Annotated in this window: 20 protein-coding genes; 1 reads left to right on the forward strand and 19 read right to left on the reverse strand. The window is 46.1% G+C overall.

The genetic code is table 11. The annotated features are described in order from the left end of the window. Nucleotides 1–113: 113 nt before the first annotated feature. The 10 genes from KCX82_RS15175 to KCX82_RS15220 form a co-directional block, all read right to left on the reverse strand. A complete protein-coding gene (locus KCX82_RS15175) occupies nt 114–251 on the reverse strand; it encodes a hypothetical protein (protein ID WP_227019340.1) in 138 nt (45 codons plus the stop codon). Between the two features lie 74 nt (nt 252–325). Next, entirely contained in the window at nt 326–721 is a 396-nt protein-coding gene (locus KCX82_RS15180; protein ID WP_227019341.1) for a ferritin-like domain-containing protein, read from the reverse strand. 72 nt (nt 722–793) lie between these two features. After that, the gene (locus KCX82_RS15185) at nt 794–1,867 is read right to left on the reverse strand and encodes a D-alanine--D-alanine ligase family protein (protein ID WP_227019342.1); all 1,074 of its coding nucleotides are present in this window, start codon (nt 1,865–1,867) and stop codon (nt 794–796) included. Nucleotides 1,868–1,975: 108 nt separating this feature from the next. Continuing rightward, entirely contained in the window at nt 1,976–2,590 is a 615-nt protein-coding gene (mscL, locus tag KCX82_RS23015) for a large conductance mechanosensitive channel protein MscL (protein WP_264373293.1), read from the reverse strand. A 1-nt stretch (nt 2,591) separates the two neighbouring features. Beyond that, nucleotides 2,592–3,521 (reverse strand): Hsp33 family molecular chaperone HslO, encoded by a 930-nt coding sequence (hslO, locus tag KCX82_RS15195; protein ID WP_227019343.1) that lies wholly within the window; start codon nt 3,519–3,521, stop codon nt 2,592–2,594. Beyond that, nucleotides 3,518–5,344 (reverse strand): phospho-sugar mutase, encoded by a 1,827-nt coding sequence (locus tag KCX82_RS15200; RefSeq protein WP_227019344.1) that lies wholly within the window; start codon nt 5,342–5,344, stop codon nt 3,518–3,520. Before KCX82_RS15200 ends, hslO begins: the two co-directional genes overlap by 4 nt. Before the next feature lie 257 nt (nt 5,345–5,601). Next, nucleotides 5,602–7,515, reverse strand: coding sequence for an S-layer homology domain-containing protein (locus KCX82_RS15205; protein WP_227019345.1), 1,914 nt, complete (start codon nt 7,513–7,515; stop codon nt 5,602–5,604). A 30-nt stretch (nt 7,516–7,545) separates the two neighbouring features. Continuing rightward, the gene (locus KCX82_RS15210; RefSeq protein WP_227019346.1) at nt 7,546–8,721 is read right to left on the reverse strand and encodes an ABC transporter permease; all 1,176 of its coding nucleotides are present in this window, start codon (nt 8,719–8,721) and stop codon (nt 7,546–7,548) included. Next, nucleotides 8,718–9,428, reverse strand: a complete 711-nt coding sequence (locus KCX82_RS15215; protein ID WP_227019347.1) for an ABC transporter ATP-binding protein — start codon at nt 9,426–9,428, stop codon at nt 8,718–8,720. Before KCX82_RS15215 ends, KCX82_RS15210 begins: the two co-directional genes overlap by 4 nt. 12 nt (nt 9,429–9,440) lie before the next feature. Continuing rightward, the gene (locus KCX82_RS15220) at nt 9,441–11,252 is read right to left on the reverse strand and encodes an HlyD family efflux transporter periplasmic adaptor subunit (protein ID WP_227019348.1); all 1,812 of its coding nucleotides are present in this window, start codon (nt 11,250–11,252) and stop codon (nt 9,441–9,443) included. 334 nt (nt 11,253–11,586) lie between these two features. Here KCX82_RS15220 and KCX82_RS15225 point away from each other — a divergent pair, with 334 nt between their 5' ends. After that, complete coding sequence (locus KCX82_RS15225; protein ID WP_227019349.1) at nt 11,587–12,180, forward strand: hypothetical protein; 594 nt, start codon at nt 11,587–11,589, stop codon at nt 12,178–12,180. A gap of 115 nt (nt 12,181–12,295) precedes the next feature. Here KCX82_RS15225 and KCX82_RS15230 read toward each other — a convergent pair whose 3' ends face one another. The 9 genes from KCX82_RS15230 to KCX82_RS15270 all read right to left on the reverse strand — a co-directional run bounded on the left by KCX82_RS15230 (nt 12,296) and on the right by KCX82_RS15270 (nt 25,335). Then, complete coding sequence (locus KCX82_RS15230; RefSeq protein WP_227019350.1) at nt 12,296–13,462, reverse strand: AfsR/SARP family transcriptional regulator; 1,167 nt, start codon at nt 13,460–13,462, stop codon at nt 12,296–12,298. 268 nt (nt 13,463–13,730) lie between these two features. Beyond that, entirely contained in the window at nt 13,731–15,272 is a 1,542-nt protein-coding gene (locus KCX82_RS15235) for an amidohydrolase (RefSeq protein ID WP_227019351.1), read from the reverse strand. Between the two features lie 13 nt (nt 15,273–15,285). Then, on the reverse strand, nt 15,286–16,920 hold the full coding sequence (locus tag KCX82_RS15240; protein ID WP_227019352.1) for an amidohydrolase: 1,635 nt from the start codon (nt 16,918–16,920) through the stop codon (nt 15,286–15,288). 147 nt (nt 16,921–17,067) lie between these two features. After that, on the reverse strand, nt 17,068–18,273 hold the full coding sequence (locus KCX82_RS15245) for a M20 family metallopeptidase (RefSeq protein WP_227019353.1): 1,206 nt from the start codon (nt 18,271–18,273) through the stop codon (nt 17,068–17,070). Nucleotides 18,274–18,288: 15 nt separating this feature from the next. After that, nucleotides 18,289–19,743, reverse strand: coding sequence for a Na+/H+ antiporter NhaC (gene nhaC, locus KCX82_RS15250; RefSeq protein WP_227019354.1), 1,455 nt, complete (start codon nt 19,741–19,743; stop codon nt 18,289–18,291). Between the two features lie 272 nt (nt 19,744–20,015). Next, nucleotides 20,016–21,758, reverse strand: a complete 1,743-nt coding sequence (lpdA, locus tag KCX82_RS15255) for a dihydrolipoyl dehydrogenase (protein ID WP_227019355.1) — start codon at nt 21,756–21,758, stop codon at nt 20,016–20,018. A gap of 72 nt (nt 21,759–21,830) precedes the next feature. Next, nucleotides 21,831–23,324, reverse strand: a complete 1,494-nt coding sequence (locus KCX82_RS15260; protein WP_227019356.1) for a 2-oxo acid dehydrogenase subunit E2 — start codon at nt 23,322–23,324, stop codon at nt 21,831–21,833. Between the two features lie 10 nt (nt 23,325–23,334). Next, nucleotides 23,335–24,309: an alpha-ketoacid dehydrogenase subunit beta gene (locus tag KCX82_RS15265; protein WP_227019357.1), complete on the reverse strand. Its 975-nt coding sequence runs from the start codon at nt 24,307–24,309 to the stop codon at nt 23,335–23,337. A gap of 51 nt (nt 24,310–24,360) precedes the next feature. Beyond that, nucleotides 24,361–25,335 (reverse strand): thiamine pyrophosphate-dependent dehydrogenase E1 component subunit alpha, encoded by a 975-nt coding sequence (locus KCX82_RS15270; protein ID WP_227019358.1) that lies wholly within the window; start codon nt 25,333–25,335, stop codon nt 24,361–24,363. Between the last annotated feature and the right edge of the window lie 205 nt (nt 25,336–25,540).

The following is a 25,540-nucleotide window of genomic DNA, read 5'->3' on the forward strand; positions in this document are numbered from 1 at the left end:
AAAATTATTATCATTATTGGAAAAATTATTTTAAAGAGGGAAAATTTCTTTTTGTGGAAAGAAAAAAGCGCATAAAAAATGCGCTTCAAGTCTTTTTCGGAACCGGGCCGGCACTAATCCTCAACTTGTCTGCCCAGTTTCTTCAATTCCTCAGAGTTTTTATTGTACATTTCCTCAAAATCAATCTGGGATTCATCAGGAATATCTTCCATGTTCTTTCTGTTTGCAGTCTGAACTCTGCTTGTATCCATAGTCGTTCACCTCCTGAGGTTAATTTCTCCTCAGAAAGTTTTTTTATGCATAGATACCTGTTGGATTATGTTTCTTATTTATGAATCATATATAGCAACCGCACGGTATGAAAGTTTTCTTTCGTGGCAGCCTCATGAAACATGTGCTTCAGCACTTCATTGTTTGCAGTAATATAAGCTTCTTTCCCATAATTGGCGGCATCGTTGCTTTCCTCCAATACTCTGTCAAGCAATGCATCTTTTAATGAGCCCGATATGTTTGGATGTGTTTCCGTAGGAAAATGCATTTTTCCTGTCAGCATACGATACATTTCCATGAAACGATCCGCATGATTCATCTCATCTTCTGCAAATTCATTTAGGAGCTCTTTTACCGTCTGATCTTCTGCTATGTTTGCCAATCTTCTATATAATGCAGCTGCAGAAATTTCATTGTCTATATATAATTGTAACCTTTCCGGAGTATCCATTAAAAGTCCCCTCCTTAAGTGATCCTCATCATTTCATGATATGACAAGAAATCCAAAAGGTGAGACCTAAAGTTAGCGATGTCTGACTTTATATCGTTCCAAACCCAAATCAATAATTTTTTCGATCAGGTTTGGATAAGCGAAACCCGCTTCAGCCCAAAGAAGAGGGAACATACTGTATTTGGTGAACCCGGGTATCGTATTGATTTCATTTAAATACACTTTATTTGTTCCCTTTTCCAGGAAGAAATCAACCCGGGCAAAGCCTGAACAATCCAGCAGACAATAGGCTTCTGCGGCAATTACACGGATTTCCTGCGCAATTTCATCCGGAATATCTGCAGGAATACACATTTTTGACTGTCCGCCGTCGAAGTACTTCGCTTTATAATCATAGAATTCAGCGGAGGGCAAGATCTCACCTACAGCCGCAACTTCCGGATTATAATTGCCCAAAACACCGGTTTCCAGTTCCCTGCAATCCAGCCCTTCTTCCAGAACCAAACGCCTGTCATACGCTGCTGCCAGCTGAAGGGCGGAAATCAGCTCTTCCTGATTATGTACCTTGCTGATCCCAACACTGGATCCCATGTTGGAAGGTTTTACAAAAATTGGATAAGGCAGGAATTTTTCGGTCCGTTGAATCACACCTTGAAGATTCTCTTCGATTTCCTCCTTTTGAAGCATTAAATGCCTGCATACCGGCAAGTTACGCTTTGCAAAGATTTCTTTGGCCAGCGCTTTATCCATGGCTGCCGCAGAACCCAACACACCACAGCCACCATAAGGAATGTCTGCCATCTCAAAGAGCCCCTGAATGGTTCCATCCTCACCAAATGGGCCATGCAAAACAGGCAGGGCAAAATCGATGATGCTTTTTAAGGATTTCCCACCGGCGCCCAGGACTGTAATCCCATATTTATCCGGGTCATTGGCAAGTGCAGCTTCCGCTTCCTGCTGCCAGCTTCCGTCCTCTATTTTTTCAACAGGGCCGTCATAGAGCAGCCAGTTCCCTTCCTTTGTAATCCCGATCAACACAAGCTGAAACTTTTCTTTATCTATGGCCTTGATCACAGAGGTCGCCGACATTAACGAAATTTCATGCTCCCCTGAACGGCCTCCAAATATTACGCCTAATTTTATCATAGGAATACCCTCCAATCGCATAGAGTCAGGGCTGGTTAGATGTCTAACCAGCCCCGCAAGTGTTCTAACAGTTTATTATATCATAAATTTTAAATAATCATGCGACTTTTATGATTCCTCTTGTAATTTTGCTTTTAGCAAATCCCTGATTTCTGTCAATAATTGGGTTTCCTTGGAGCCGGCGGACTGAGACTGCTGTGAAGGCGGTATTCCGGTTGACTCCGTAGACTGCGGCCCGGTGGAGGCTGCCATTGTCTGTGCCCCAGAGTTGGCGGTTGCCGGTGCGCCGGAGTTGGCTGCCATTGTCTGAATTCCGGCGGCTGCCGGCGGCTGAGTCCCTGTGCTTACGGGCGGTTTGGAACTTATGTCCGGTGGTTTCGTTCCCGGAGGAGGCGGTGGTGCTTCCGCAGCCGACATATTCAGCTGCTCTCCTTTTCTCCGGGTTTTATTGATCATTTTAATAACCAGAAAGATCGAAAATGCTATAATTAAAAAGTCCACCACATTCTGTATAAAATTGCCGTACAGAATTTCCGCATCGGGCCCCAGTTCATACTTTAAATGCCTGAAGTCGATACCGGCCATGTAATATCCAAAGATCGGCATGACGATATCATTGACAATAGACGTGACAATTTTTCCGAAGGCGCCGCCGATAATGATCCCAACGGCCATATCGACCATATTGCCTTTCAGTGCGAACTCTTTAAATTCCTTAAGCATTTTAACCTCCGATTCCCAAGCTCTCCTTTAATAACTGCTCCAGGTGTTCTTTATCAAAATGATATTTCTTCTCGCAAAATTGGCAAACCAGCTCTGCTTGTCCGTCTTCTTCGATGATTTCCTTCAGATCTCCTGGTCCGATGCTGATCAGGACCTTTTCCAACCGCTCTGCTGAGCAGTCACAATCCCATTTCAGCTCTCTGAATTCCAGGGTTTCCACTGCAAATTTCTCCGGAAGGTCAGCAAAAATAGTCTGAAGTAAGCCTGTCATGATGGCCTCTTCCGTTTTGCCATTTGATCTTTTCACTTCTTCTTCAACCAAACTGCTGATTGGAGTCATTTTGTCAAGCAGCAGCTCCAAAGCATCCACAGCCTCCTGATCCCCGTCGGGAAGCATCTGTATCATCATTCCCCCTGCCGAGAGAGTGCTGCCATCGGTATTGATTCTGACGCCCAGAGCCACCGAGGTGGACTGCTGTTCAGAAAGGAAGAAATAGGCAGTCAAATCATCTGCAATTTCCCCGGTTACAAGATCAATTTTCCCCACATAAGGCTCTCTCATTCCTAAATCTTTAATTACGGTCAAGGTGCCCACGCCAATGGCTCCGCCTACGTTAAGCTTGCCATCCTCGCGAAGCGGAAGTTCCACGTCAGGATTTGAGATATATCCTTTCACGCTGCCGGCACCGTTGGCCGTGACGAGAATCTCACCTGCCGGGCCCTCGCCTTTAAATTGAATCGTCAGCTTATCCTCTTTATTTTTTAGCTGCAAACCCATGATCCCGGCTCCGGTCAGCACTCTCCCAAGAGCTGCGGCAGCCAAAGGGCTGGCCTGGTGGATTTGCCTTGCATCTTCCACCATGGTGGTGGTTATGGCCAGGTAAACACGAAAGGAACGGCTTTTATCAATTGCGATTAATGCTTTGTTCATTTAATTTCTCCTATGACTTCTCGTAATGCTTCTTTCAGTAACTGTATAATCTGCTCAGATTCCTTTTTATCCGATCCCTTAGAGGAAAGATAAATTTTCAATTTTGGTTCCGTTCCGGAGGGACGTACGATAAAACTGCTTCCGTCCTCCAGAATATATTCCAATACGTCAGATTTGGGCAGATGAATCGGCCTTGATCCTACTGCAAGATCACAGCTGCCTCCTCCGAGGATTCTCCTTTGAGAAGACTGATAGTCGGCAATCTGAACAACTTTTTTCCCGATGAAGTTCGCGGGTGCTTTTTTCTTTAAGTTTTCCATGATTGCGGCCATTTTATCCATTCCGGCAGCACCTTCAAAGGCAAATTCCATCAAATCATTTTTATAATATCCATATTTATCATAAAGGGCCTCCAAACGATCTACCAAAGTGATTCCCTGCTGCTTGTAGTATGCCGCCATTTCACAAATCAGCATGGATGCGTTCACTCCGTCCTTGTCTCTCACATAGGCTCCTGCAAGATAGCCATAGCTTTCTTCAAAACCGAACAGGAACCTCTTCTCTTCTCCTTTTTGCTCCAGCAAACCAACCTGTTCTCCAATGAATTTAAATCCGGTCAGGACATCGATCATTTGAACGCCGTAATTTTTAGCCACACTGTCGGCCATTTTACTGGAAACGATCGTTTTGACAGCTATGGGTTTTTCAGGCATGATTTTCTTTTGGCAGATAAAGTCAAGGAGCAAGACGCCCACCTCGTTACCGGTGAGCAGGAGATATTCCTCTGTCTCTGCGCTCAGATCCTTATGCCTTACCGCAATGCCCACTCTGTCACAGTCCGGATCTGTTGCCAATAAAAGATCCGGCCCCTTTCCTTCTTCAGAGAGTTTTTTACACAGCGCTAAACCGAAAGCTAAGGCCTCCTTCTTCTCCGGATTGGGATAGGGGCAGGTTGGAAAGTTCCCGTCGGGAAGTTCCTGCTCCGGAACCACCTGTACGTTTTTTACTCCGACGCGTTCTAAGATCTTCCTCACCGGTTTGTTTCCCGTTCCGTTTAAAGGTGTATACACCACCGCCAAGGCATCACAGCCTATTCCCATGCTTTCCTTCTGTACCGCATCCAGATAGGCTTCCGTCACCTCGTCTGACAGGAAGGTAATCCAAGGCAGGCCTTCTTCTGAAAGCAGAGATTTGGCAAAGTCCCGATTCTCCTTCAAACTTCCCTTCCTTGACGGTGCCAGAGTCTTCACATCTGTAAAAATATCCACTTTTTCGATAAGGCTGAGAACTTCCCCTGCTGCGTCGAGAGTCAGCTGGCAGCCTTCCTCGTTATATACTTTATATCCGTTATATTGGGATGGATTGTGACTGGCGGTTACCATAATCCCGGCAGCACAGCTGTAGTACCGTACTGCAAAGGACAAAGCGGGAGTAGGCATGAGTTCCTCATACAGATAGACCCGAATTCCGTTTGCCGCCAAGACATAAGCTGCCTCCAGTGCAAAGGCATCCGATAGAATCCGGCTGTCAAAAGCAATAGCAACAGAAGGCGTCTTCCCCGGAAAGCTTTGACTTGTTCTGCCGTAATGAATATTGATGTAATCTGCGAATCCCTGGGTTGCTCTTCGAACCGTATAGGAGTTCATTCTGTTTGTTCCGGCTCCAAGAACTCCTCGCAGTCCTCCGGTACCAAACTCAAGGTCACGGTAAAACCGGTCCTGCATTTCCTCCCTGGAGTTTAACGACTGAAGCTCCTCTTTTAAACTTTCGTCCAGATCCTCCTGATTGAGCCATCTTTCCATCATTTCTTCCCATTGCAGCATATGATTCATCCTCCCTCATTTTTATTTTTTAATCATACCCAGGTCTCAGGATTTTAATATTGTAAAGTGAAACTTTTGTTACCTATAGAACTTATTTTGTATGGATCGCTTTCATTCATTCAATTTTACCATATTCCCATAATTTAGAAAAGCCACAGCCCGAATATATGGCTGCGGCTTCACTAAGCGATCAGGATCTGATTCTTGAATCGGCCCTGGCTGCTGATCGAATCGACTGTTAAATTTAAGATGTACTTTTAATATACGATAACTCTGATCTGTCCGCCTGCGGCAGGATCTTTATCATAATAGAAGGAAACGGTCTTATTGGATTGGTAGGCGGATAATGCAGCACTCAAAGTGGAAATTTTGTAGGTGGTTGATGTCTTCGTGTAAACGGAAACATTACCCGATATCGGATAGGTGCCGATGTCGTCATCCACCGACACCTGCGTGCTGTTAAAGCTTTTGATCCTGGTTCCCGTGGCGGTAAGATTTCGAATCATGCTGATTTCGCCGCTTTCTCCATAGAATTTTGCCGGTCCGGCATGTACATTCAAAGTGCTGCTTTGTGTGGTAAGCGTAGCCTGGGCTCCGTCCAGCAAATACGTATAGCTGCCGGAAAGACTCATTCCGGAATTGTTTGATTTTGCCGAGGTTACCACGCCATATTCCATGGTATCTCCCGTAACGTCTTTCAGGATCAGGCTGGTTATTTGTCCGTTGCTCGCCTCGTAATAAAGGACATCATCGCTTTTAATGGTTACCCCGTTCAGCCTTGACAAAGAGGTGGCCGCATAATTTCCCAGATTTGTGTCCAGCATCGTAACATTTGCTGAAACGGCAGTACTCCCAATGGTTCTGAGGTCTGCATCGACCTTCCCTGCAATCTTCCCCCCTGAGGAAACAGGATTGATATTCATATTATCGTCCTTGTCGAAGCTGATCTTGATTATGTCCCCCACATCGACCCAATCCTGACTGATGGCGTATTCAACTTCCGACCCGTTAGGCTTGATTCCTTTCACATATTTTGAGGTGTAGCTGCTTCCGCTTGCAGTTGAGTAGGTTTTGGTTCCTGCTTCCGTTACGTACATCATGACGGATTCGTTTAACACCGTAATGGCTACGGCATCTGCAACACCGCCGTTTTTACCAAGGAGCAGCGTTACCGTATTTCCGATTTTCAACGTACCGGCAGAAGACAATGCCGCGAAAGCCGCCGTGGATTCCAGCTGGTATTCTGTTCCGGAAACCGTTACGGCAGTCACCGCGTTCTGACTGGGCGAAGCCTTTTCATAGATGCCGGTAACCCTGTCGTCATAGACCCATACGGAGCTTTTAGACTGAGAATAGTAAAGAAGATCATATTTTTCTACCTCCGACGCGGCCACAACGCTGCCGTTTTTATAAATAATGAGATTGGAAGTATTCATCCCCAGTTCGCTTGCCCAGCTGCTTGACTTTACGGTATACGGCCCATACATGTTAGCGCTGATGACCCCTGCGTAATCTACTTCACCGCTGTCATTCAAAGAGTATCCCAAAGTCTCGGCATATTTCTTTGTGCCGTCTTTGATAGAAGTTCCCATCATATTGTAGATCAGGCTGGCAGCATCTCCTTTGGTCATCAGCGTTCCGATCCCGCCCGCAATGTTGGCGGAAAGTCCGCTGCTGCTGTAGAGATTCATCTGGGCATATGGGAATGCACCTGTAAAATCAGACTGCGTATATCCCAGCAGCTTCAGAACGCTGTTTACTCCCTGCTCCAAAGTGATGGTGTTATCAGGCCGGAAACTGCCATCGCTGTATCCTGACAAGAGTCCTTTTGCCGCTGCAATTTTAATGTAGGGGGCAGCCCAGTTTTTAGCAGGCACATCCCTGAAAGGAGAAGAAACCGACGCGGTTGCCACCGAATCCTTATAGCTGGACGCCATCACCAGCATTTTTGCAAACTCCGCTCTGGTCAAAGACTTACTTAAATTGTAGCTCCCTGAGCTGTCCGCTGAAATCACGCCCATGGAAGCCAAAAGCATCGTGGCGCTGTCCGCAGACGTTGCCGAACTGTCTGCCGCCAATGCGGAGAATGGTACCGCTGCGGATAAAAGGGTCAGAACCAGAAACACTGCAACGCTTACCCTTATCTTTTCTGTTTTTACTTTCTTGAACATTTCATTTCCCTCTTTCCTCTGTAATAGATATCAATCATATCGCAATGCGTCGATGGGGTTCATCTTTGCCGCTTTATTTGCCGGAAAATAACCAAAAATCATCCCAATTGCCACGGAAACGCTGAAAGCAATCACAACGGCATTCACAGAAGGGGCTACGGACATATCCATCAGGGATCCCGCAAGATAGGCCATGGCAATTCCGAAAAGAATTCCGAATACACCGCCTACCGAACTGGTAGTGGCCGCCTCAATGATGAACTGCCTCATGATATCCTTTCTCTTGGCTCCCAGCGACTTTCTGATTCCGATTTCTCGGGTTCTTTCCGTTACGGAAACCAGCATGATATTCATAATTCCGATACCGCCCACCACAAGCGAAATTCCTGCGATACCCACTAGCACCAAAGCGATGGACCCAGTCATCTCGTTGATTTGCTCGATCATGGCAGACATGCTGGAAACCCTGTAGGCATTTTCACTTCCAAATATGGAATACAGCTTATTTTCGATAATAGCCATAGTCTCCTCGATATGATCCGTTGACACTGCCGAAATATAATAGGTGGATATGCTTGCGGTTCCCGCCAGCCTTGTTGCGGTGGGGTAGGGAACATAAACGATATCGTCATCGGAGCTTTCTGCGGAATCTGCAGTCTCTTCCAAAACTCCGACGATTTTATAGGAGGATCCGTTTATCTTGACGGATTCCCCAACAGGGTTTTTCCCTTCAAAGAGCTCCTCTACCAGATACGTCCCAATCACACATACCTTTTGTCTTCTCGCCGAATCAATATATTGGATAAATCTCCCCTGAGCCAGCTGAACGTTTTGCATCTCTTCATAGTACTCATTGACCCCTTTTGCGGTAGTATCCACAGAATTGGTTTCATATTTGGCGGTAATGGAGGCATTGACCAGTGGACTGTATTTGTCAAACTGGTCGGGATTGTCCGTTACCAGGTCTTCCACATCCTCGATAGCCAAAGCCCGGTTGCCTCCCCGCCCCATAATATTAATGGTTATCGTATTCGTTCCCATGTTTTCAAACCGTGCCGTCATGTCATTGGATAAGCCATTCATTAAGCTGACCAGAACAATAACGGAGGCCACACCGATGATAATCCCCAGCATGGTGAGAAAGGCTCTCATTTTACTGCTTCGTAAGCTTTTAATTGCAAGTTTGAAGGATTGTTTAAAATTCATGCAGCGCCCCCCTCTTCCCCCTCTTCGGGGACACTATGCCCGGAATCTTCTATGATCTTTCCGTCGGATATCCGTATAATTCTTTTTGCCTTTTCCGCCACCAGCATATCATGGGTAATCAGGATCACCGTATTGCCTTCTTCATTAAGCTTCTGCAAAAACTCCAATACTTCCCGACCCGTTCTGGAGTCCAATGCGCCTGTGGGTTCATCTGCCAGTATAATCGGAGGTCTGCCTGCCAAAGCTCTGGCAATGGATACTCGCTGCTGCTGCCCCCCGGAAAGCTGGGAAGGCATATTGTAACGTTTATCTTCGATGCCTACCCGCTTTAAGGCCTCCATAGAGAGTTCCAGCCGTTCCTTTTCCGGCACACCTTTGTAAATCAAAGGCAATTCTACATTCTCAATAACGTTTAACTTCGGAATCAGATTGTATTGCTGAAAAATGAAGCCTAAGGATTTATTTCGGACTTCCGCCTGTTCATCATCCTTCATGGTGCTTACATCCTGGCCGTTCAGGAAGTACTTTCCGCTGGTAGGCACATCCAGGCAGCCGATAATATTCATACAGGTTGATTTTCCGGAACCCGACTGCCCTATAATGGCAGCCATCTCTCTTTCTCTTATGACTAAACTGATTCCATCTACGGCACGAACTTCGTTATCCCCCATGGTATAAATCTTATAGACATCTTCTAACCTTATCATCAGCATTACCCCTTACATTCCCGGCGCCCCGCCGCCGCTGTTGTCAGGCCGTCCTCCGGACGGCATCTGTCCTCCGCCCTGAGGCATCCCGCCGCCTCCTGCAGGCATTCCGGTGCCAGGCATCATGCCGTTCTTCTGCATTTGGGAGGTTGTTTCACTTTCCGTTTTCGCTGCCGGTACCAGGACGACATCTCCCGCTTTGAGTCCGGCGGCAATTTCTATGTAACTGTCATCATTCAATCCCAGTTCTACTCTTACGTACTGAGCACCTGAAGGTGCGGATGACTGATTGACCCCTTCCGTTCCTTCCGCACCCTTTACCAGGACAGTATTTCCTCTGTTCACAGCGGCTACAGGAATCGTTAAAACATCTTCTGCCGAATCGATGACGATATCCGCAGTCACGTTCATTCCGGGCCAGAGATCTTCTCCGTCGTTGATTACGATGGTTACCGGGTAAGATGTAACGCCGTTGGTTGAAGTTCCTAAAAGGCCGATATTATCCACATATCCGGTAAATTTCCGGTTGCTCAGTGCATCTGCAGTGATATTGACTTCCTGGCCCTTTTTCATGCTGGCGATGTCAAGTTCATCTACATCAATAGTAAAGGTCATTGTCGACATATCGGCGATGACTGCCAGGATTGTTTGCGCTGAGGAAGAGGATTCCAGGGTATCTCCCGCTTTCACTGTCTTTGAAATGACGGAGCCTGATATGGGCGCCGTTATACTGTAATTATCCAGCTGCTCCTGAGTGCTTTGATAAGAAAGTTCCGCTTCCCGCATGGACAATTCGCTGCTTTTCAGACTGTCGCCGGCAGAATCGCTGGACAATTTTAAGATCTCTCCTCCTCTGCTTAAATACTCCCCTTCTGTCGCCGTTAGTTTCGTTACCATGCCGGAAGCTCCAGCCGTTACAATTTTCTCGTTGGTGCATTCCAGTGCAGCTCCCTCATGACAATCCACACCGCCTGCGTTCACCGTAACATAGGTCCCGCCCGACAAGGCTCCCGGATTTTTTATGGTAACCACGACATCTGTTACCGATATGTAACCGTCAAGAATCCTTTTGGAGTTATATATTTTCGTTATGGTTCCGCTTAACTGCTCGAATGTATTTTCTACCGTAACCGTTACACTCTGACCATTGTACAGATTTCCGATATCATTGACATTGAAAGGGACTTTTGCCGTTAAATAGGTATCGTCCACAACAGCACCAATTTTACTCCCGCTTGAGACATTGTCTCCCTTTTCCACATAAATCTCAGTCACCCTTCCGGCAATAGGAGCTGTTACGGTGAGGCCGTTATAGGCATCCTGACTGCTCTGGTAGCTCATTTGTGATTTTTCATAGGAGATGTTGGCCTTTTCTAAAGTCTTTTCCATATCCGAGGAATCGATCTTATAAAGGAGCTGGCCTTTTTCAACGGTATCTCCCTCATAAAAGGTATCTTCCAGCACCTCTCCTTCTACCAAAGCCACCACATCGTATTGGCGGATGGGTTCCACCGTGCCGGATCCGCTGATTGACACCGTTACATTCCCTTTTGAGACTTCATATTCCGTGTATTCCAAGGCCTGTGATTCACCCATGAATAAACCGCTGACAACGGAGTATGCTCCCACGACGATCACCAGCAAAATGGCGGTGAACACCGCTCTTTTCTTTTTTATACTCAAGTTATTCAACTTCTTCAGGATTGGTATTTTACCGATTATTGCTTCCAGCTTTACCGCCGCTTTTGAGTTTTCCAATCTGAAAGCCATCCCTTTTATGGTTTCAATAGAGATTTTACTGTGAAAACCTTCCTTCAACTTCAATTCCCTTACCTCACTTTCGTCCGAGATTCTCATGTTATTCCATTTTTTACTAACATCTTACGATCCGAATGTGTATGTTCTGTGTAAATTATGTGGAGGGCAGAAGAAAAATCGTGTGACCTTTGAAGCAGCAGGGTATAAAGCGCTGCCGGTCGGTTTGCAGGCTAGTTCATAAGCCGGTCAGCTGCCGGTTCTCATCTTGCCCAATATTTACCAATCAATCACGTCTTCTTCACAAATGCTTCATAAAGGGCTTCTATACTGTGTCTGTAAATGAATCATGATCAGGAAAGATTATGGATAGCAAATGAATTCGAGAGGAGAGATTTTGGGAATGAAAAAAAAGAAATTACTTACTTGTTTGATGTCAGCACTTATCATTGCAGCACTATTTGCAGGTTGCGGAGATACTCCGTCAAATAAGGATGCTTCAGGCCAGCTGCCGCAGGAACAGGATCAGAGCGGGCAGAATCAGAGAGCAGACAGAGGTACTATGGGTAAAGTGGTTTCCATGGAGGGAAACACCATCACCGTCGCACTGGCGGCAGAACCGGCACGCCCTGAAGGAAATGGAGATGCTGCGGCACCTCAAGACGGCACGGCACCTCAGGGTGGCCCCGGACAGCCGGCACAGGACGGAGCAGGAACCCCTCCAACCGGTGCAGGAATTGATCCAAACAGTACAACCGGAGGAAAACCCGGCGGTCCGGAAGGCGGAGCTCCGTCAAGAGACTTCAGCAATATGGAATTTACGGGCGGTGAAGCAATCTATACCCTCTCCAGTAACGTCATTATAACGAAAGGCACGGGAGACAGTCAGGAAGAAATCGATTTGTCCGAAATCAGTGCGGGAAGCATCGTAAGCTTTAAGACTGATACAGATACAGACAACAATGTTATCATCGTGTCTATCAATGTTTTAGAGTAAAACAAAACGCCGCAGGTACAGAAATAGGATCACCTCAGATAGCCTCATTTCTGTTCTTGCGGCCTTGTTTTTGGGAATCGCCAAAGGGCTGCTCTCCTTTGGTTCAGTCTTCCAATCACGGTTCAAACCATATCCCCTGGAGATTTTTTTCTTCTATGTGCTTCCGGATTTGAGCGGAAACGGGATCCATATTTTGCGAAGAATTGGTCCGAATAGTCAGATCATAAAGATCCGCGGCATGGAGCAGAAACTGAAAAAATGCCTGAAGAATCCTGACAGCAGGAACAAATGCAATCAGTTCCGTCTCCGCAGATATTATTTTTTCATAGTCGATCAGTAATTCTCGTTGAATATAGCCCAAATCAAAGAGGTACAGTTTCGGAATCTCCAGCATATATTTTTTATCCGCTGCTCTCATGACTTCCCGTATGACGTCTGCCACCCAAAAATATTCGATATCCGGAACGCAATGACTCTCGATCAGCAGCTTTTTCTTTTTGATACCGGAAATGTTTTTTATTGGTTCCGCCGAACTTTCTGCCGAGGATCCCAGTAACGTTCCATACAGCAGCTTCAGCTCCTTGTTTGGTGAAATATTCAAATTTCGTCTTAAAGCGGATTCAAACTTTTTGTAGTAATTGATGGCAGCCACTCGGTTTCCCAGTTTGCCGTACATCGAGATGATCTGGTAAGCAAAGCGCTCGTGGTAAGGCTCAATGGCAGTCACTTCATTTAAGATCTGAAGGCCTTCTTCATATTTCTCCTGCTCTTCATATAAGTTTATTAATTTTTCAAGAATCTCCACCTGCTTATTTTGACACACCACACGCTCAAAGAGGATCATTTCATTAAATTCATCACAATTCTTCAGATATAAACCTTCTAAAAAGTCTCCCTGAAATAAATCCTTCAGCTTTATCAGTTCTTCCGCATTCGACGGTCCTGAAGGTCTATATTGATCCAGCACACTTTTATCGCAATAAAAAGGGTATCTCTGATTTATCCTGCAGAAATCCTTTTCGTTGAGAATCAGCTCTTCTCCTTTTTCGCTCTGGGGTATCAATTTTTTAATCGTCCAAAGGTGAAACCGTAAATTGGACTTGGCGGCTTCCTCGTTGCTGTCCGGCCAGAGGTAAGAGATGATTTTTTCCTTACTCAAATTCTTGTCCTTGTTTAAAAAGAGCAGGCTAAGCAGAGCTATCAGCTTATTGCTGAGCTTATCCTCAATTCTTTCGCCAAAAGAGCTGATATTCACTTTTCCGAGCAACTGAATTCTCAGCATAAAAGATCTCCTTCAAATGTACTCTCTTGCGAAGGTGCTTCTAATAAATATTTTGAATATTAAAATTGTCTTTCTTCGCAGAGTTGGTTTTCGGAATTTATACTTTTATAAATTTTATTTATGGTTTTCAGGCAGAAAAGCAAACTCGCTTCGCTCAAACAGTGCTTTTCTATACATTTACTCATACTGAAAACCCCATTTATAAAATTAAAAAGTATTGAAATCCCTCAAAAGACTCTGCTCAAAAATCCAATTCCAACGATTCAATTTATTTAATATTATAAGCGCTCCACAAGAGTTCTCCTCTCTTGATGGTGGCTTTGACTCCGATATCTTTTATTTTTTCCCTCTCCGTTTTAAAGATATCCTGATCCAGGATAACAAGATCCGCCTGTTTACCGATTTCCAAAGTTCCCTTTTTATCCTCTTCAAAGATTGCGTAAGCACCGTTTACCGTGAACATACGGATCGCCTCGTAAAGCTCCACTCTATGTTTTTCCACCGGATGATTGACAGCGGCATGGATGCCCAGCATCGGATCTGCCGGCGTTACGTCGCAATCGGACCCGCCGCAAACCACAACCCCTTCATCGATAATTTCCCGGAATGGATTCGTTCTCTGATAGTGCTCTCCCAGTCGGTCTTTGTATAATTTATCAGGCCCTCCCCAAATATATTCGTAAGCGGGGGACATAGAAAATACCAGACCAAGCTCCTTTGCCCTGCGCAGATGACCGGCGGTGGGAAGCTCCACATGCTCCAGCCTGTGTCTGAGTCCCGCATTTCCGGTTTTGTTCAGCGCATACTCATGGGCGGTAATAGCTTGTTCAATTGCACGGTCACCTATGGTGTAGAGGGCTAGCTGCAGCTTATTGATATAGCAGTCCAGCACAAATTCATTCAGCTCCTCCTGGGTATAGTTCAAGCCCCCCCGATTGCCCGGGCTGTCTGAATAAGGAAAGGATAGGGCCGAGGTCCTTGCTCTGAAGGTCCCGTCAAGATAAAAACAGCCCCCGATGCGTTTCAGGTTCATTTCTCTGACCTTCAGGATATCCATGGTCTGATAGAATAAAACCATATCAATAGGGAATTGAGTTCCATATTCATAGATAAAGTCGGCATCCTTGTCGGAATAAAGCCTCCCCCCCTCCATGGCATTGATGGTGGTAATCCCTTTTTCAATCAGGGTCTTGGAAAAGCTCTTGACAGCATCCAGCCTCTTGCCGTTGGGGATATTCCTTAAAATATTTTCTCTGAGAAGGGCATTGGCGGAATGGGTGATGATACCGGTAGGCACCTGGTTTTCATCGAATTCTATTCCCTCCAGGGTAAACGGAATTTTATAATAAAGTAATGCGTAAGTATTTAAAACGCTTTTCTGATATTCCACACTGTTGATAAATACAGGAATATCCTTGCAGTAAAGATCCAACACCGTTCTGTCCGGCATCCTGTTTTCCTTCAGTTTCTGCTCATCCAGGCGAATTCCCCGAACCACCTTATCCGGACTGGTTTTTGACGCCTGCACAATCAGATCACCGATGTCATCAAATGACTTTGCCTGACTCAAGTCCACGCTGATAGAATTGATCGCGGCCTGGACAACATGAAAATGACTGTCAATGAAGCCGGGAAGCACGGTTGCACCCTTTGCATCCAAAAGGGTCTGGTTTTTCCCCAGATGCTTCTTGTAATCTTCCCCGTATCCTACATCAACGATCATGTCGTTTTTAACCGCGATCCAATCATATTGGGCGTTATTCTGCATCGATAAGCAATTCCCGTTTATTACCAGAATATCCTTCTTCATCCTATCACCTTACCTACGCTTCGCTGTCAAATACAAGCTCCCCTGCAACGAAGGTCTTCAATACTTTTAAATCTAATAATCCTGCCGGATCTATGGAAAAGGGGTCCTGATCGAGTACGACCAAATCGGCAAATTTATTTTCCGCAACGGTGCCCAGCACGTCTTCATCCCCTTCGGCATAAGGTATGTTCTTTGTAAACAGGCTTACCGCTTCATAGACGGTAAGCTTCTCTTCCGGAAGCCAGCCCCCATGGGGAAACCCGTTGGTATCCTGCCGCATCACTGCCGCATAAATGCCTTTCATAGGATCATAGGATTCCACCGGACAATCGGACCCGCCTGTCAGCATAAGACCTGCATGCATAAGAGTCTTCCAAAGATAAGAACGCCTGATCCTTTCACTTCCCAGCCTGCTTTCGATCCAATATAAATCCGTGCATAGAAAAACAGGTTGAATATCCAGAACCACCGGAAGGTGTCTCATTCGTTCCAGCTGGCCCTCCGTTACCATCTGGGCATGGATAATCCGAAAAGGAAGCCTCCTTTTTTCTGCCCCTGGATTATGCTTTTGAGATTTTCCTGAAGAAATCACACCTTCTATTAAGTCCAATGCGGTCTCCAGTGCTCTGTCTCCTATGGCATGAATGGCAGGCTGCAGCCCCATATCATAAGCTTTTTCCAATTTTTTTCTCAGCTTTTCTTCTTCGATGGCCACACCGGAATTCGCCGGATCATCACTGTAGGGCTCAAAAAGAGAAGCGGATCTGGCTCCCAGCGAACCGTCGGTAAATAGCTTATAAGCTCCCTGCTTAACCTTATTGTAAGGGTTTTTTATGGTTTCCGGCAACTCTTTTTCAAAAAAGTCATCCAGACTGATCCTTACCCGTACAGGGAGGCTTTTATCCCGGTCCAGCTCCCGGTAAAGATCGATATCCTCTTCATAATTCCAGATTTTCGCAGCATAGGTGTTGATGGACGTAATTCCTTTGGAGGCCATGTCTGTCAGAACCTCCTGAAAAATCTTCTTTCTTTCCAAAGGTTCTGATAAAGGATCCGGTACGATTTCATCAAAGATCAGGATGGACTTTTCACGAAAGATGCCGGAAAGCTCCCCGGAGTCGTCTACTTCAATGAGTCCTCCGGATTGTTCCGCCATTTGCTTCGTGACCCCCGCCATGCGGATAGCCATACTGTTTGCAGCCATCAAATGAAGGCAGCATCGTCTAATTACAATAGGATGTTCCATGCTGATCCGGTCCAGATCCCATCTTGTGGGAAGTCTGTTTTCCCGGAATTTTGTATGATCAAACCCTGCACCTTTTATCCATCTGCCGGATCCGGTTTTTTCAGCTTTCTGTTTCATAGCATCGATGAGTTCCTCCATACTTCGGACATCATCCAGCTTTACCGAGGTTTGATTCTGACAATAGGCATAAAGATGGAGATGGGAATCACCCATACCCGGAAGCACAGTCTTCCCCTGAAGATCGATGAGTTTGTCTGCTTCCATAGCTTCTGTTTCTTTCATTGATCCCACAAAAACGATTCTGCCGTCTTTGATTCCTACGGCTTCTGCCTTGTGCCCCTCCGATTCCATGGTATAGATCTTTCCGTTCGTTAACAGGGTATCCAGTTTATTACGTTCCATTCTTCTCTCCATCCTTCTGCTGCCGCCTTTATATATTATATTTTTTGTTCTGTGAGCGAATCGTCTACAATCGGCACATCAATTTGAAACGCAGAAATGAAGCCGTTGTCTAAAAACTCATCGGCTTCATCTGCATTTTATGATTCATTATAATTTGAGCGAAACTGTTTCAACCAATATTCTTACCAGGAAATCATAAATGACTTCTCCGGTTTTTATAATAGAGGACAAGGTGGCATACTCGTCATGGCTGTGAAAATTGTCCCCTTCGGCACCAAAGATTACCACAGGAGCTCCGAGCCTGGAACCGAGATAGTTAAAGTCTCCGATGCTCTGGAAGTATTCCCTGGCCGGCTCTTCTTTACAAACGGTCTTTACCGACTGCACAAAGGTCTTTACCAGAGGCTCCTCTTCACTGACGGTGTAAGGCATAAAGCCTTTGGAGCCTTCACTGGGTGCTTCTCTGAAATTTATTTGATACCTGCACTCGATCCCGGCACGTTCAATGGCCTTTATGATTTCATTTCGTATGGTGTTTTCGCTTTCTCCCCTGACAATGTGCCAGAACAGTTTTATCTTTGCATAATCCGGAACACTGCAGGCACCACCGTCACTTTCCACTGCCACCACACAAACGGATCCTTTTCCAAGATGTTCATCTTCCAGATATTCCACTTTTTCAAGCTCGCAAATCACCTTAGCTGCATCCAATGCGGCGCTGACTCCATTTTGAGGCAAAGCAGCATGGGAGGAAGTCCCGAAGAATTCAATTTCCAGACCGAAGCCTCCGCGCGCACCAAGGCATAGAACAGGGAACGGGCGATTGGTGAATCCTGCGGAAGGTTCGGTAACAATGGAAAAATCCACATCTTTCAAATAGCCTTCCTCAATAAGGGCGTTGGTGCCCATACCATAGGGTCCTTCCTCTACCGAGACAAAGGATGCAAGTATTTTTCCCTGAAATCTCTTATAATTTTGGGTAAATGCCTTCAATGCAAGCATAATCGCTGCACATCCCGATTTCATATCCAGAGCACCCACACCATAGATCCTGTCACCATCTACAAAGCCGCCAAAGGGATCCACAGTCCAGCCGCCGCAGCGTTTTACCGTATCCAGGTGACCGTTCAGACAGATGGTGGGCCCCGGTTCTCCGCCGGATAGCTCTAGAAGGATATTTTTACCTTTAAATCCGGTGACCTTGGCTTCATGGTATTCGTGAAAGGATGCATCCATATTGTGATTGATAAACCAGTCACTCACAAAGTCCATGATCCGGTCTTCTTTGAAGTAAGGGCTGGGTATGGAAATCAGGTTCTTCATTAAATCTATTACTTCAGTCTTATTTATCATCAGCCGGTCTCCCTGTTATGCAATCATCTCCGATTGTTTTGATTTGTCAATCTCTTTTTGTTCTTCTTCCGTATTATACCATATAAATTTACCCGTGCTTGCATAGAGAATTGCCATGAGCGGAGTAAAAATAGCCAGGAAGGTGTATGGCAGATACTCCAGGGTAGCAACCCCTAATGCTCCAGTAAAGAATACGCCGCAAAGCCCCCATGGTACCAGAGGAGATGTGACGGTTCCGCCGTCTTCGCAGGTTCTGGAAGCCACCTGTCTCTTGATATGAAGCTTGTCATAAGAGGAAAGGTACATTCTTCCCGGAATCAGAATGGCCACATACTGACTTGCTGACAACATATTTACTGCAATAGCCGAGATGATATGAGTGATAATAAGGTTTCTTGCATTTCTGGTAAGCACCAGCATTTTGCCGATGAGTGCTTCCAGCGTTCCTGTTTTCTCCAGAATTCCGCCATAGCTCAAGCCAAGGTATCCAAGAGATACGGTCCACATCATGGATTGAAGCCCGCCTCTGTTCAGCAGCTTGTCAACATCTGCGATACCGGTGTCAATGGTAAATCCGTAATTCATAAAGGACATCATTTCATAAAGGCTGTAACCGTTGATTACAATAGCCAGTACCATACCGATCAGGGAGGCAATTACCATGGCGGCAAGCGCGCTTACCTGTTTGAAGGCCATAATCACTACTGCTGCCAGAGGAATCAGACTGATGATGGCAATCCCCGGTGTAATATTAAAGTTTCCGGAAAGACCTGCAAGAATAGAATCTACTGCAGTGGTATCAATATTGTCTGCCGAGTAGCGCATGCCCAATATAAAATAGATGATCAGCGCGATAACAAAGGCCGGTACCGTCGTGTAAAGCATGCTTTTAATATGCTTGAATAGATTTGCCTCGCAAACGCCAGCCGCCAGATTGGTGGAGTCGGAAAGCGGAGAAAGCTTGTCGCCGATAATCGCTCCGGATACGATGGCTCCTGCTGCCATAGGTGCCGGTACGCCCAGCCCCATGCTGATGCCCATAAAGGCAACACCGAAGGTGGCTCCCGTCGTCCAGCTGCTTCCGGTAGACAAGGATGCCACGCCGCAAATGATAGCGGCAGTAAAGAGAAACATGGATGGCGAAATCAGCTGTAAGCCGTAATACATCAATACCGGAATCGTTCCCGAAGCAATCCAGGTGGGAATCAGCATACCGATAAACATCAGTATCAGCATGGGAATAGTCGCAATTTTGCAGCCGTGCATAATCCCTTCTTCAATACGTTTCCACTTCATTCCCGTCAGCATCAGCACCAAGGTGGCAAAGCTGATAGCGAAGATCAGCGTCATATGTATATCCGGGCTGCCTAGCTGAACTACCTGAATGATCAAGAGAGCAAATAAAAAAATAACAATGAGTAGTGCGATCCCAAAGGATGGTTGATCGTTGCTTTTTCTTTTTTCTTCCATTAGGAAAACCTCCTTTTTTTCTTTATCCTATCAGACAAGTTTTGATATCTTGTTGGTTTTCCTTTTATTTTTAAATATTTATAAAATAATTTCAACGAATTTCAATATTTTTTCAACGGAAATCCATTCCAGTGCTTCTGTTTTTATTCATCCATATTAGGGCAAGGCGGAGAAACAAAGGGATTTACCGTGCAAAAATCCCGATTCCTTCCGGTCTCGGGATTTCTGTTTGCATGGATTTTAAAGGATTATATGTTGAGCGTAATTTACTCTTAAATAAAATGGATCGCCTGGTCCAGAGCCGCATGGAAGGCTTCATGATAGACCTCTGAAACCGTTGGATGGGGATGGATGGTCTTTGCCACTTCTTCCGCAGTAGATTCCAGATTCATTGCCAGTACGGCTTCTGCGATCATGTCCGTTGCATGGATGCAGTACAAATGCACCCCTACAACTTCATGAAATTGCGGCTCCACGATGACCTTTATCAGGCCTCGCTCTTCTCCGGCCACCTTGGCTTTTCCATTGGCCAGCAACGGGAATTTCCCCACCTTCACCTTGCCGTACTTGGCCTTCGCCTGGGCTTCGGTCAGCCCTACGCAAGCAATCTCCGGCTGCAGGTAAATAGCGCTTGGAATGGTGTCATAGCTCATCTTGCCGGCATGTCCGCAGATGTTCTCCACTGCGATGACCGCCTCCATAGATGCCGTATGGGCCAGCATGGCTTTGCCATTCACATCACCGATGGCATAAATATTGTCAACGGAGGTTTTCAGGGTAAGGTCCGTAACGATGGCTCCCCGCTCCGTCTTTATATTCAGGCCCTGACAGTCGATTCCGCTTAAATTCGGTATTCTTCCTACGGCCATCAATACGGAAGAGGTTTCCACGGACTCCGGATTTCCCGCTTTTTCGAATTCCACTGCATGTTTCGTAATTGCGGTAACCTTGGCTCCGGTATGTATGGTGACTCCCATAGCTTTAAGCATAGCGGACACCTGATCGGTGATTTCCTCGTCCACCATGGGCAAAATACGGTCGAGAAATTCTACAACGGTAACCTTGCTTCCAATACTTGCAAGGAAATAGGCAAATTCAATTCCGATTACACCGCCGCCGATGATGACGATATTCTCAGGTATTTCTGTCAGGTTCAGTGCCTCGTTGCTTGTGATCAAATTCATTTCAGGATCGGCAGGCACCGGCAGGTGCTTTACAACGGAACCGGTAGCAATAATCAGATACTCTGTAGTGATGATGTGATCTCCTACCTTTATAGTGTGATGATCCAGGATTTCTCCGGTTCCCTGGAATATGGAGACCCCGTTTGCCTTCAAAAGGCCGTTGACACCTCCCACCAGCTGAGAAACTACACCGGACTTTCTCCTCTGCACCAGCTTCATATCCAGCCTTGCAGACTCGGCAGGAACACCGGTTACACCGAACTTTTCACTTTCTTTTACTTCTTTCAATGCTTCGGCACTTCTAAGCAATACTTTCGTGGGAATGCAGCCGCGGTTCAGGCAAACGCCTCCGAAGCTGTCTTCTTCAATAATAGCAGTTCTTTTCCCCAGTTGAGCTGCTTTAATAGCAGCCACATATCCTCCCGGGCCGCCTCCGATGACAATGATGTCAAAATCGTTGGAACTGACGGCAGAAACTGGTTTTGCCGGAGCTGATGCTGGAGCCGCCGCTGTTGTCACCTCTGATTTTGCTGGCTCCGCCTCCTTCCCGAGCTTGGCTAAAGCATCGGCCAGTTCTGCATCAATATTTTCATCGGTTCCTGCTACGATGGCAATAGGAAGGGTTACAGGTATCTTTTCGCCTTCTTCCAGCAGAATTTTCCTTAAGATCCCGTCTCCCGTTGCTTCAATGTCAATGGTGGTTTTATCTGTTTCTATAGAAAATAAAGGTTCTCCCTTTTTGATCGCATCTCCTTCTTTTTTATGCCAGGTTACCAGCTTGCCTTCACTCATGTTAAAGCCAAGCTTTGGCATAATGATAATATCTGCCATGTTATCCTCCTTAAAAATATCCGGGTACCGTTCTTCTTTTCTTGCTGTCTGCCCGGTGACCTTTTATCGATGTTACAGCATCAGTTCAATAGGATGCTCCAGCAGCCGTTTCACTTCCGTTACAAACTGAGCCGCCAGCAATCCATCAATGATTCGGTGGTCAACAGACAGGGTGATATTCATCATGGGCTTGATGGTTAACTTCTTTTCTCCCTTTTCGTCAGTCTCCACCCAGGGTTCATCCTTTGTTGCACTGATGGCCAGTATCCCCACCTCCGGCGGATTGATAATGGCGGTGAAGTTCTCTATGCCAAACATGCCGAGATTGGAAATGGTAAAGGTTCCGCCGCTGTATTCATCCGGCGATAATTTTCCGTTTCTTGCTTTTTCAAACAGAGCACTGGATTCCTTTGATATTTCAAGTACGGACTTATTTTCAGAATGCTTTACAACCGGAACAATCAGACCGGTTGGCGCTGCCACGGCAATTCCGAGATTTACGCTTTTATATTTTTCAATTTTATCGCCTGCCAGAGAAGCGTTCATTTCCGGATACTTCTGAAGCGTGATAATCACAGCTTTTGCAATATAGTCGGTTACGGAAGTCTTCTTGCTTTGGGCTTCGTTTACTTCTTTGCGCAAATCCAGCAACTTCTCCAAATTGACCTTCTGGGTAAAATAGAGATGCGGAGCAGTGAATTTGCTTTGTGACAAACGATCCCCGATGATTTTTCTTACGCCGCTGTAAGGAACAACTTCTAGAATTTCTTTTCCGTCGGGTGTAACTTGAACTTCGGAAGCAAATGGACCTTCGGATGTAAATGGACCTTCCGCGCCCTGGGAAGGAGCAAATCCCCCGCTTTGCTGCATTTGTGTTCCCACGGCTTTATCATCTCTTAACGAGCCCAGGAGATCTTCCTTAGTGATCTTTCCGTTGATACCCGTGCCCTGAATGTCTTCGAGCGCAATCCCCCGGCTTTCTGCAATTTTTTGTGCAACCGGAGTCGCCTTCATTTTATGGGATTCCAGATAGGAGAGAATATCTTTCTCGCAGATTCCTCCGTCATATCCGGTGCCGGCCAACTGGATTCTTTCCAGCTCAAGTCCCTTTTCTTTTGCAAACCTTCTGGCTCTGGGAGTTATTTTCAGTATTCCGCACTCCGTATGCTGTACCTTCGCCATTGGGGCCCCTGATTGGGCAGCTTCCGCTGCGTTTCTATTTTCCATCTCTTTGCCTGAACGATCTGCCGATATGTCAGTATTGCCTGCTTCTGACGTTCGGCCCAGCTTGCTGTTTACTTCCTGAATGGCAACATCAATATTTTCTGCGGCATCTGCCACTATGGCAATGGGAAGGGTAACCTCTACCGAGTCCCCCTCTTCAATAAATTTCTTTCGGAATACGCCTTCCTGGGTAGCTTCAATGTCGATAGAGGTTTTATCTGTTTCAATGGCAAAGATGGGTTCCCCTTTTTTGACCGGGTCTCCTTCCTGTTTATACCAGCGAACCAGTTTTCCTGTGGACATGTTAAATCCCAGTTTTGGCATAATGATTATTTCAGCCATTTTTTCACCTCTATCCCATCATTTTTTTCACTTTATCGTATATCTTATCTATGGATGGTATGATTGGGAATTCCAAAGCAGGGCTGAAGGGAAGCGGTACATTTGGTGTGGCAATTCTGCCGATAGGTGCTTCCAGGTAATAAAATACGTCGTCCATGACATCGGCCGCAATTTCTCCGCCGATACCGCATTTTTCATAGGCTTCATCCACCACAAGCAGCCTGCCTGTCTTCTTTACCGAGGCAATAATTGCATCTCTGTCCATTGGTACAATAGTTCTTAAATCGATAACTTCTGCAAAAATGCCGTCTTTTTCCAGTTTTTCCGCTGCAGCCAGAGACTTCATCACCTGTGAGGATGTGGCGACAATGGTGATATCCGTTCCGGCTTTTACGATGTTTGCTTTTCCGAAAGGAATCGGTTCCACTACATCATCAATCATAAATTTATTGGAATATTCCATTTTGTGTTCAAAGAAGATGACCGGATCATTATCGCGAATGGCGGTCTTTAACAGTCCCTTCGCTTCCTGCGCAGTGGAAGGCACTACCACCTTCAGACCCGGAAAATGCGCCACCATTGCCTGCATACTTTGAGAATGCTGGGCTGCAGAGGATCTCCCTGCCCCGATAGGCGTTCTGATTACCATCGGAACGGACGCCTGACCGCCGGACATGTAGCGTATTTTGGCAGCCTGATTGATAACCTGATCCGCTGCTACCAGCAGGAAGTCTGAAAACATCAGCTCCACAATAGGCTTCAAGCCCGTGAGAGCCATCCCGACTCCCATGCCCACAAAACCGGCTTCGGATATCGGGGTATCCTTTACTCTCAGAGGGCCGTACTTTTCCAAAAGTCCCACTGATGTTTTAAAGTTTCCGCCGATAAATCCAATGTCTTCACCGAGGAGCAGCACCTTGTCATCCCGTGCCATTTCCTCATCCATTGCCTCGCAGATGGCATCTCGATATAATATTTCTCTCATATTGAAAACCTCCTAATTTCGTTCCTGATTTTATCCGATGACCAATCGGCTCTAAGCAAAAATATCGGTATAGGCTTCTGACGGGTCCGGATATGGACTTTCCTTGGCAAAGGTCACCGCTGCCTGAACTTCTGCTTCAATGGTTTCTTCTATTTTCAGCATCTCTTTTTCTGTCACCTTCCCGTTAATCAGTGCCGCTCTCAAGGCATTTACCGGGCATCGTTCCATCCATTCGGCCTTTTCTTTTTCATTTCTTCTTGCTCTATATACCGCAGGATCTCCCACGTGGTGTCCCTGCCATCGATAGGTTTTACACTCAATCAAGGTCGGTCCTTCCCCGTCTCTGGCACGTTTTACCGCTTTCTCCGCGGCCTGGTGAACGGCGATGACATTCATCCCGTCTACCACAACGCCGGAAATTCCGTAAGCTGCAGCTCTGTCCGCAAGGTTCTCCGTATTGGTGACATCTCTGATATCCACCGAGATTCCGTATAAATTATTTTCAATTACATAGACGATGGGCAGCTTCCAGGCTGCCGCCATATTGATGCTTTCATGGAAGGTTCCTTCATTGGTTGCCGATTCGCCGAAGAAGGAAACGGCTACCTGGTCTGTTCCAAGATACCGGGCGGTATAGGCTGCCCCGGTGGCAATGGGGATTTCTCCTCCTACAATACCGTTGGCACCAAGAATCCCTTTGTCTAATGCCATGATGTGCATGGATCCCCCCTTGCCTTTGGAGTATCCGCCTTCTTTCCCCAGAATTTCGGCCATCATCTTATCAATTTGTGCGCCTCTGGCAACCAAATGGCCATGACCCCTATGGGTGCTGCCGATATAGTCGCTGTCTTTCAGTGCCGCACAAACACCGGTAGCAATGGCCTCCTCTCCCAGATAAAGATGGGCAAGTCCCGGCATCATGCCTTGTTTATAAAATTCAAATACTTCTTCCTCAAAGCGTCGCATTCTATACATGGTTTCGTAAAAACCAATCAATTGCTTTTTACTATAATTCTTCAGTTCCATTGTGACCTCCTGCATTTCCTGAATCTATTTGTCATATTAGTAAAGCAAATTCCATGCCAAGGCCCATTGTTGGGATTTGCCCCTGCTCTTGGTCAAAATTCCCCATATTATGTCCGTTATACCCGTTTTCATTGTGCCATTCTGTCACATCTGTCACACTGTGACAAACCTAAGCAACAAATTGTCACTCGCATTTTCATAAAAT

Source organism: Sinanaerobacter chloroacetimidivorans, from assembly GCF_018128545.1.
GTDB classification, from domain to species: Bacteria; Bacillota; Clostridia; order Peptostreptococcales; family Anaerovoracaceae; genus Sinanaerobacter; species Sinanaerobacter chloroacetimidivorans.

Bases quoted from the DNA above. Each gene is read 5' to 3' on its own strand.
- lpdA (WP_227019355.1), bottom strand. From the start codon at position 21,758: ATGGCAGATATTATCATTATGCCAAAGCTTGGCTTTAACATGAGTGAA.
- KCX82_RS15260 (WP_227019356.1), bottom strand. From the start codon at position 23,324: ATGGCTGAAATAATCATTATGCCAAAACTGGGATTTAACATGTCCACA.
- KCX82_RS15240 (WP_227019352.1), bottom strand. From the start codon at position 16,920: ATGGAACGTAATAAACTGGATACCCTGTTAACGAACGGAAAGATCTAT.
- KCX82_RS15180 (WP_227019341.1), bottom strand. From the start codon at position 721: ATGGATACTCCGGAAAGGTTACAATTATATATAGACAATGAAATTTCT.
- KCX82_RS15200 (WP_227019344.1), bottom strand. From the start codon at position 5,344: ATGCTGCAATGGGAAGAAATGATGGAAAGATGGCTCAATCAGGAGGAT.
- KCX82_RS15185 (WP_227019342.1), bottom strand. From the start codon at position 1,867: ATGATAAAATTAGGCGTAATATTTGGAGGCCGTTCAGGGGAGCATGAA.
- KCX82_RS15270 (WP_227019358.1), bottom strand. From the start codon at position 25,335: ATGGAACTGAAGAATTATAGTAAAAAGCAATTGATTGGTTTTTACGAA.
- KCX82_RS15265 (WP_227019357.1), bottom strand. From the start codon at position 24,309: ATGAGAGAAATATTATATCGAGATGCCATCTGCGAGGCAATGGATGAG.
- KCX82_RS15225 (WP_227019349.1), top strand. From the start codon at position 11,587: ATGAAAAAAAAGAAATTACTTACTTGTTTGATGTCAGCACTTATCATT.
- KCX82_RS15175 (WP_227019340.1), bottom strand. From the start codon at position 251: ATGGATACAAGCAGAGTTCAGACTGCAAACAGAAAGAACATGGAAGAT.
- KCX82_RS15205 (WP_227019345.1), bottom strand. From the start codon at position 7,515: ATGTTCAAGAAAGTAAAAACAGAAAAGATAAGGGTAAGCGTTGCAGTG.
- nhaC (WP_227019354.1), bottom strand. From the start codon at position 19,743: ATGGAAGAAAAAAGAAAAAGCAACGATCAACCATCCTTTGGGATCGCA.
- mscL (WP_264373293.1), bottom strand. From the start codon at position 2,590: ATGCTTAAGGAATTTAAAGAGTTCGCACTGAAAGGCAATATGGTCGAT.
- KCX82_RS15235 (WP_227019351.1), bottom strand. From the start codon at position 15,272: ATGAAGAAGGATATTCTGGTAATAAACGGGAATTGCTTATCGATGCAG.
- KCX82_RS15210 (WP_227019346.1), bottom strand. From the start codon at position 8,721: ATGAATTTTAAACAATCCTTCAAACTTGCAATTAAAAGCTTACGAAGC.
- KCX82_RS15245 (WP_227019353.1), bottom strand. From the start codon at position 18,273: ATGATAAATAAGACTGAAGTAATAGATTTAATGAAGAACCTGATTTCC.
- KCX82_RS15215 (WP_227019347.1), bottom strand. From the start codon at position 9,428: ATGATAAGGTTAGAAGATGTCTATAAGATTTATACCATGGGGGATAAC.
- hslO (WP_227019343.1), bottom strand. From the start codon at position 3,521: ATGAACAAAGCATTAATCGCAATTGATAAAAGCCGTTCCTTTCGTGTT.
- KCX82_RS15230 (WP_227019350.1), bottom strand. From the start codon at position 13,462: ATGCTGAGAATTCAGTTGCTCGGAAAAGTGAATATCAGCTCTTTTGGC.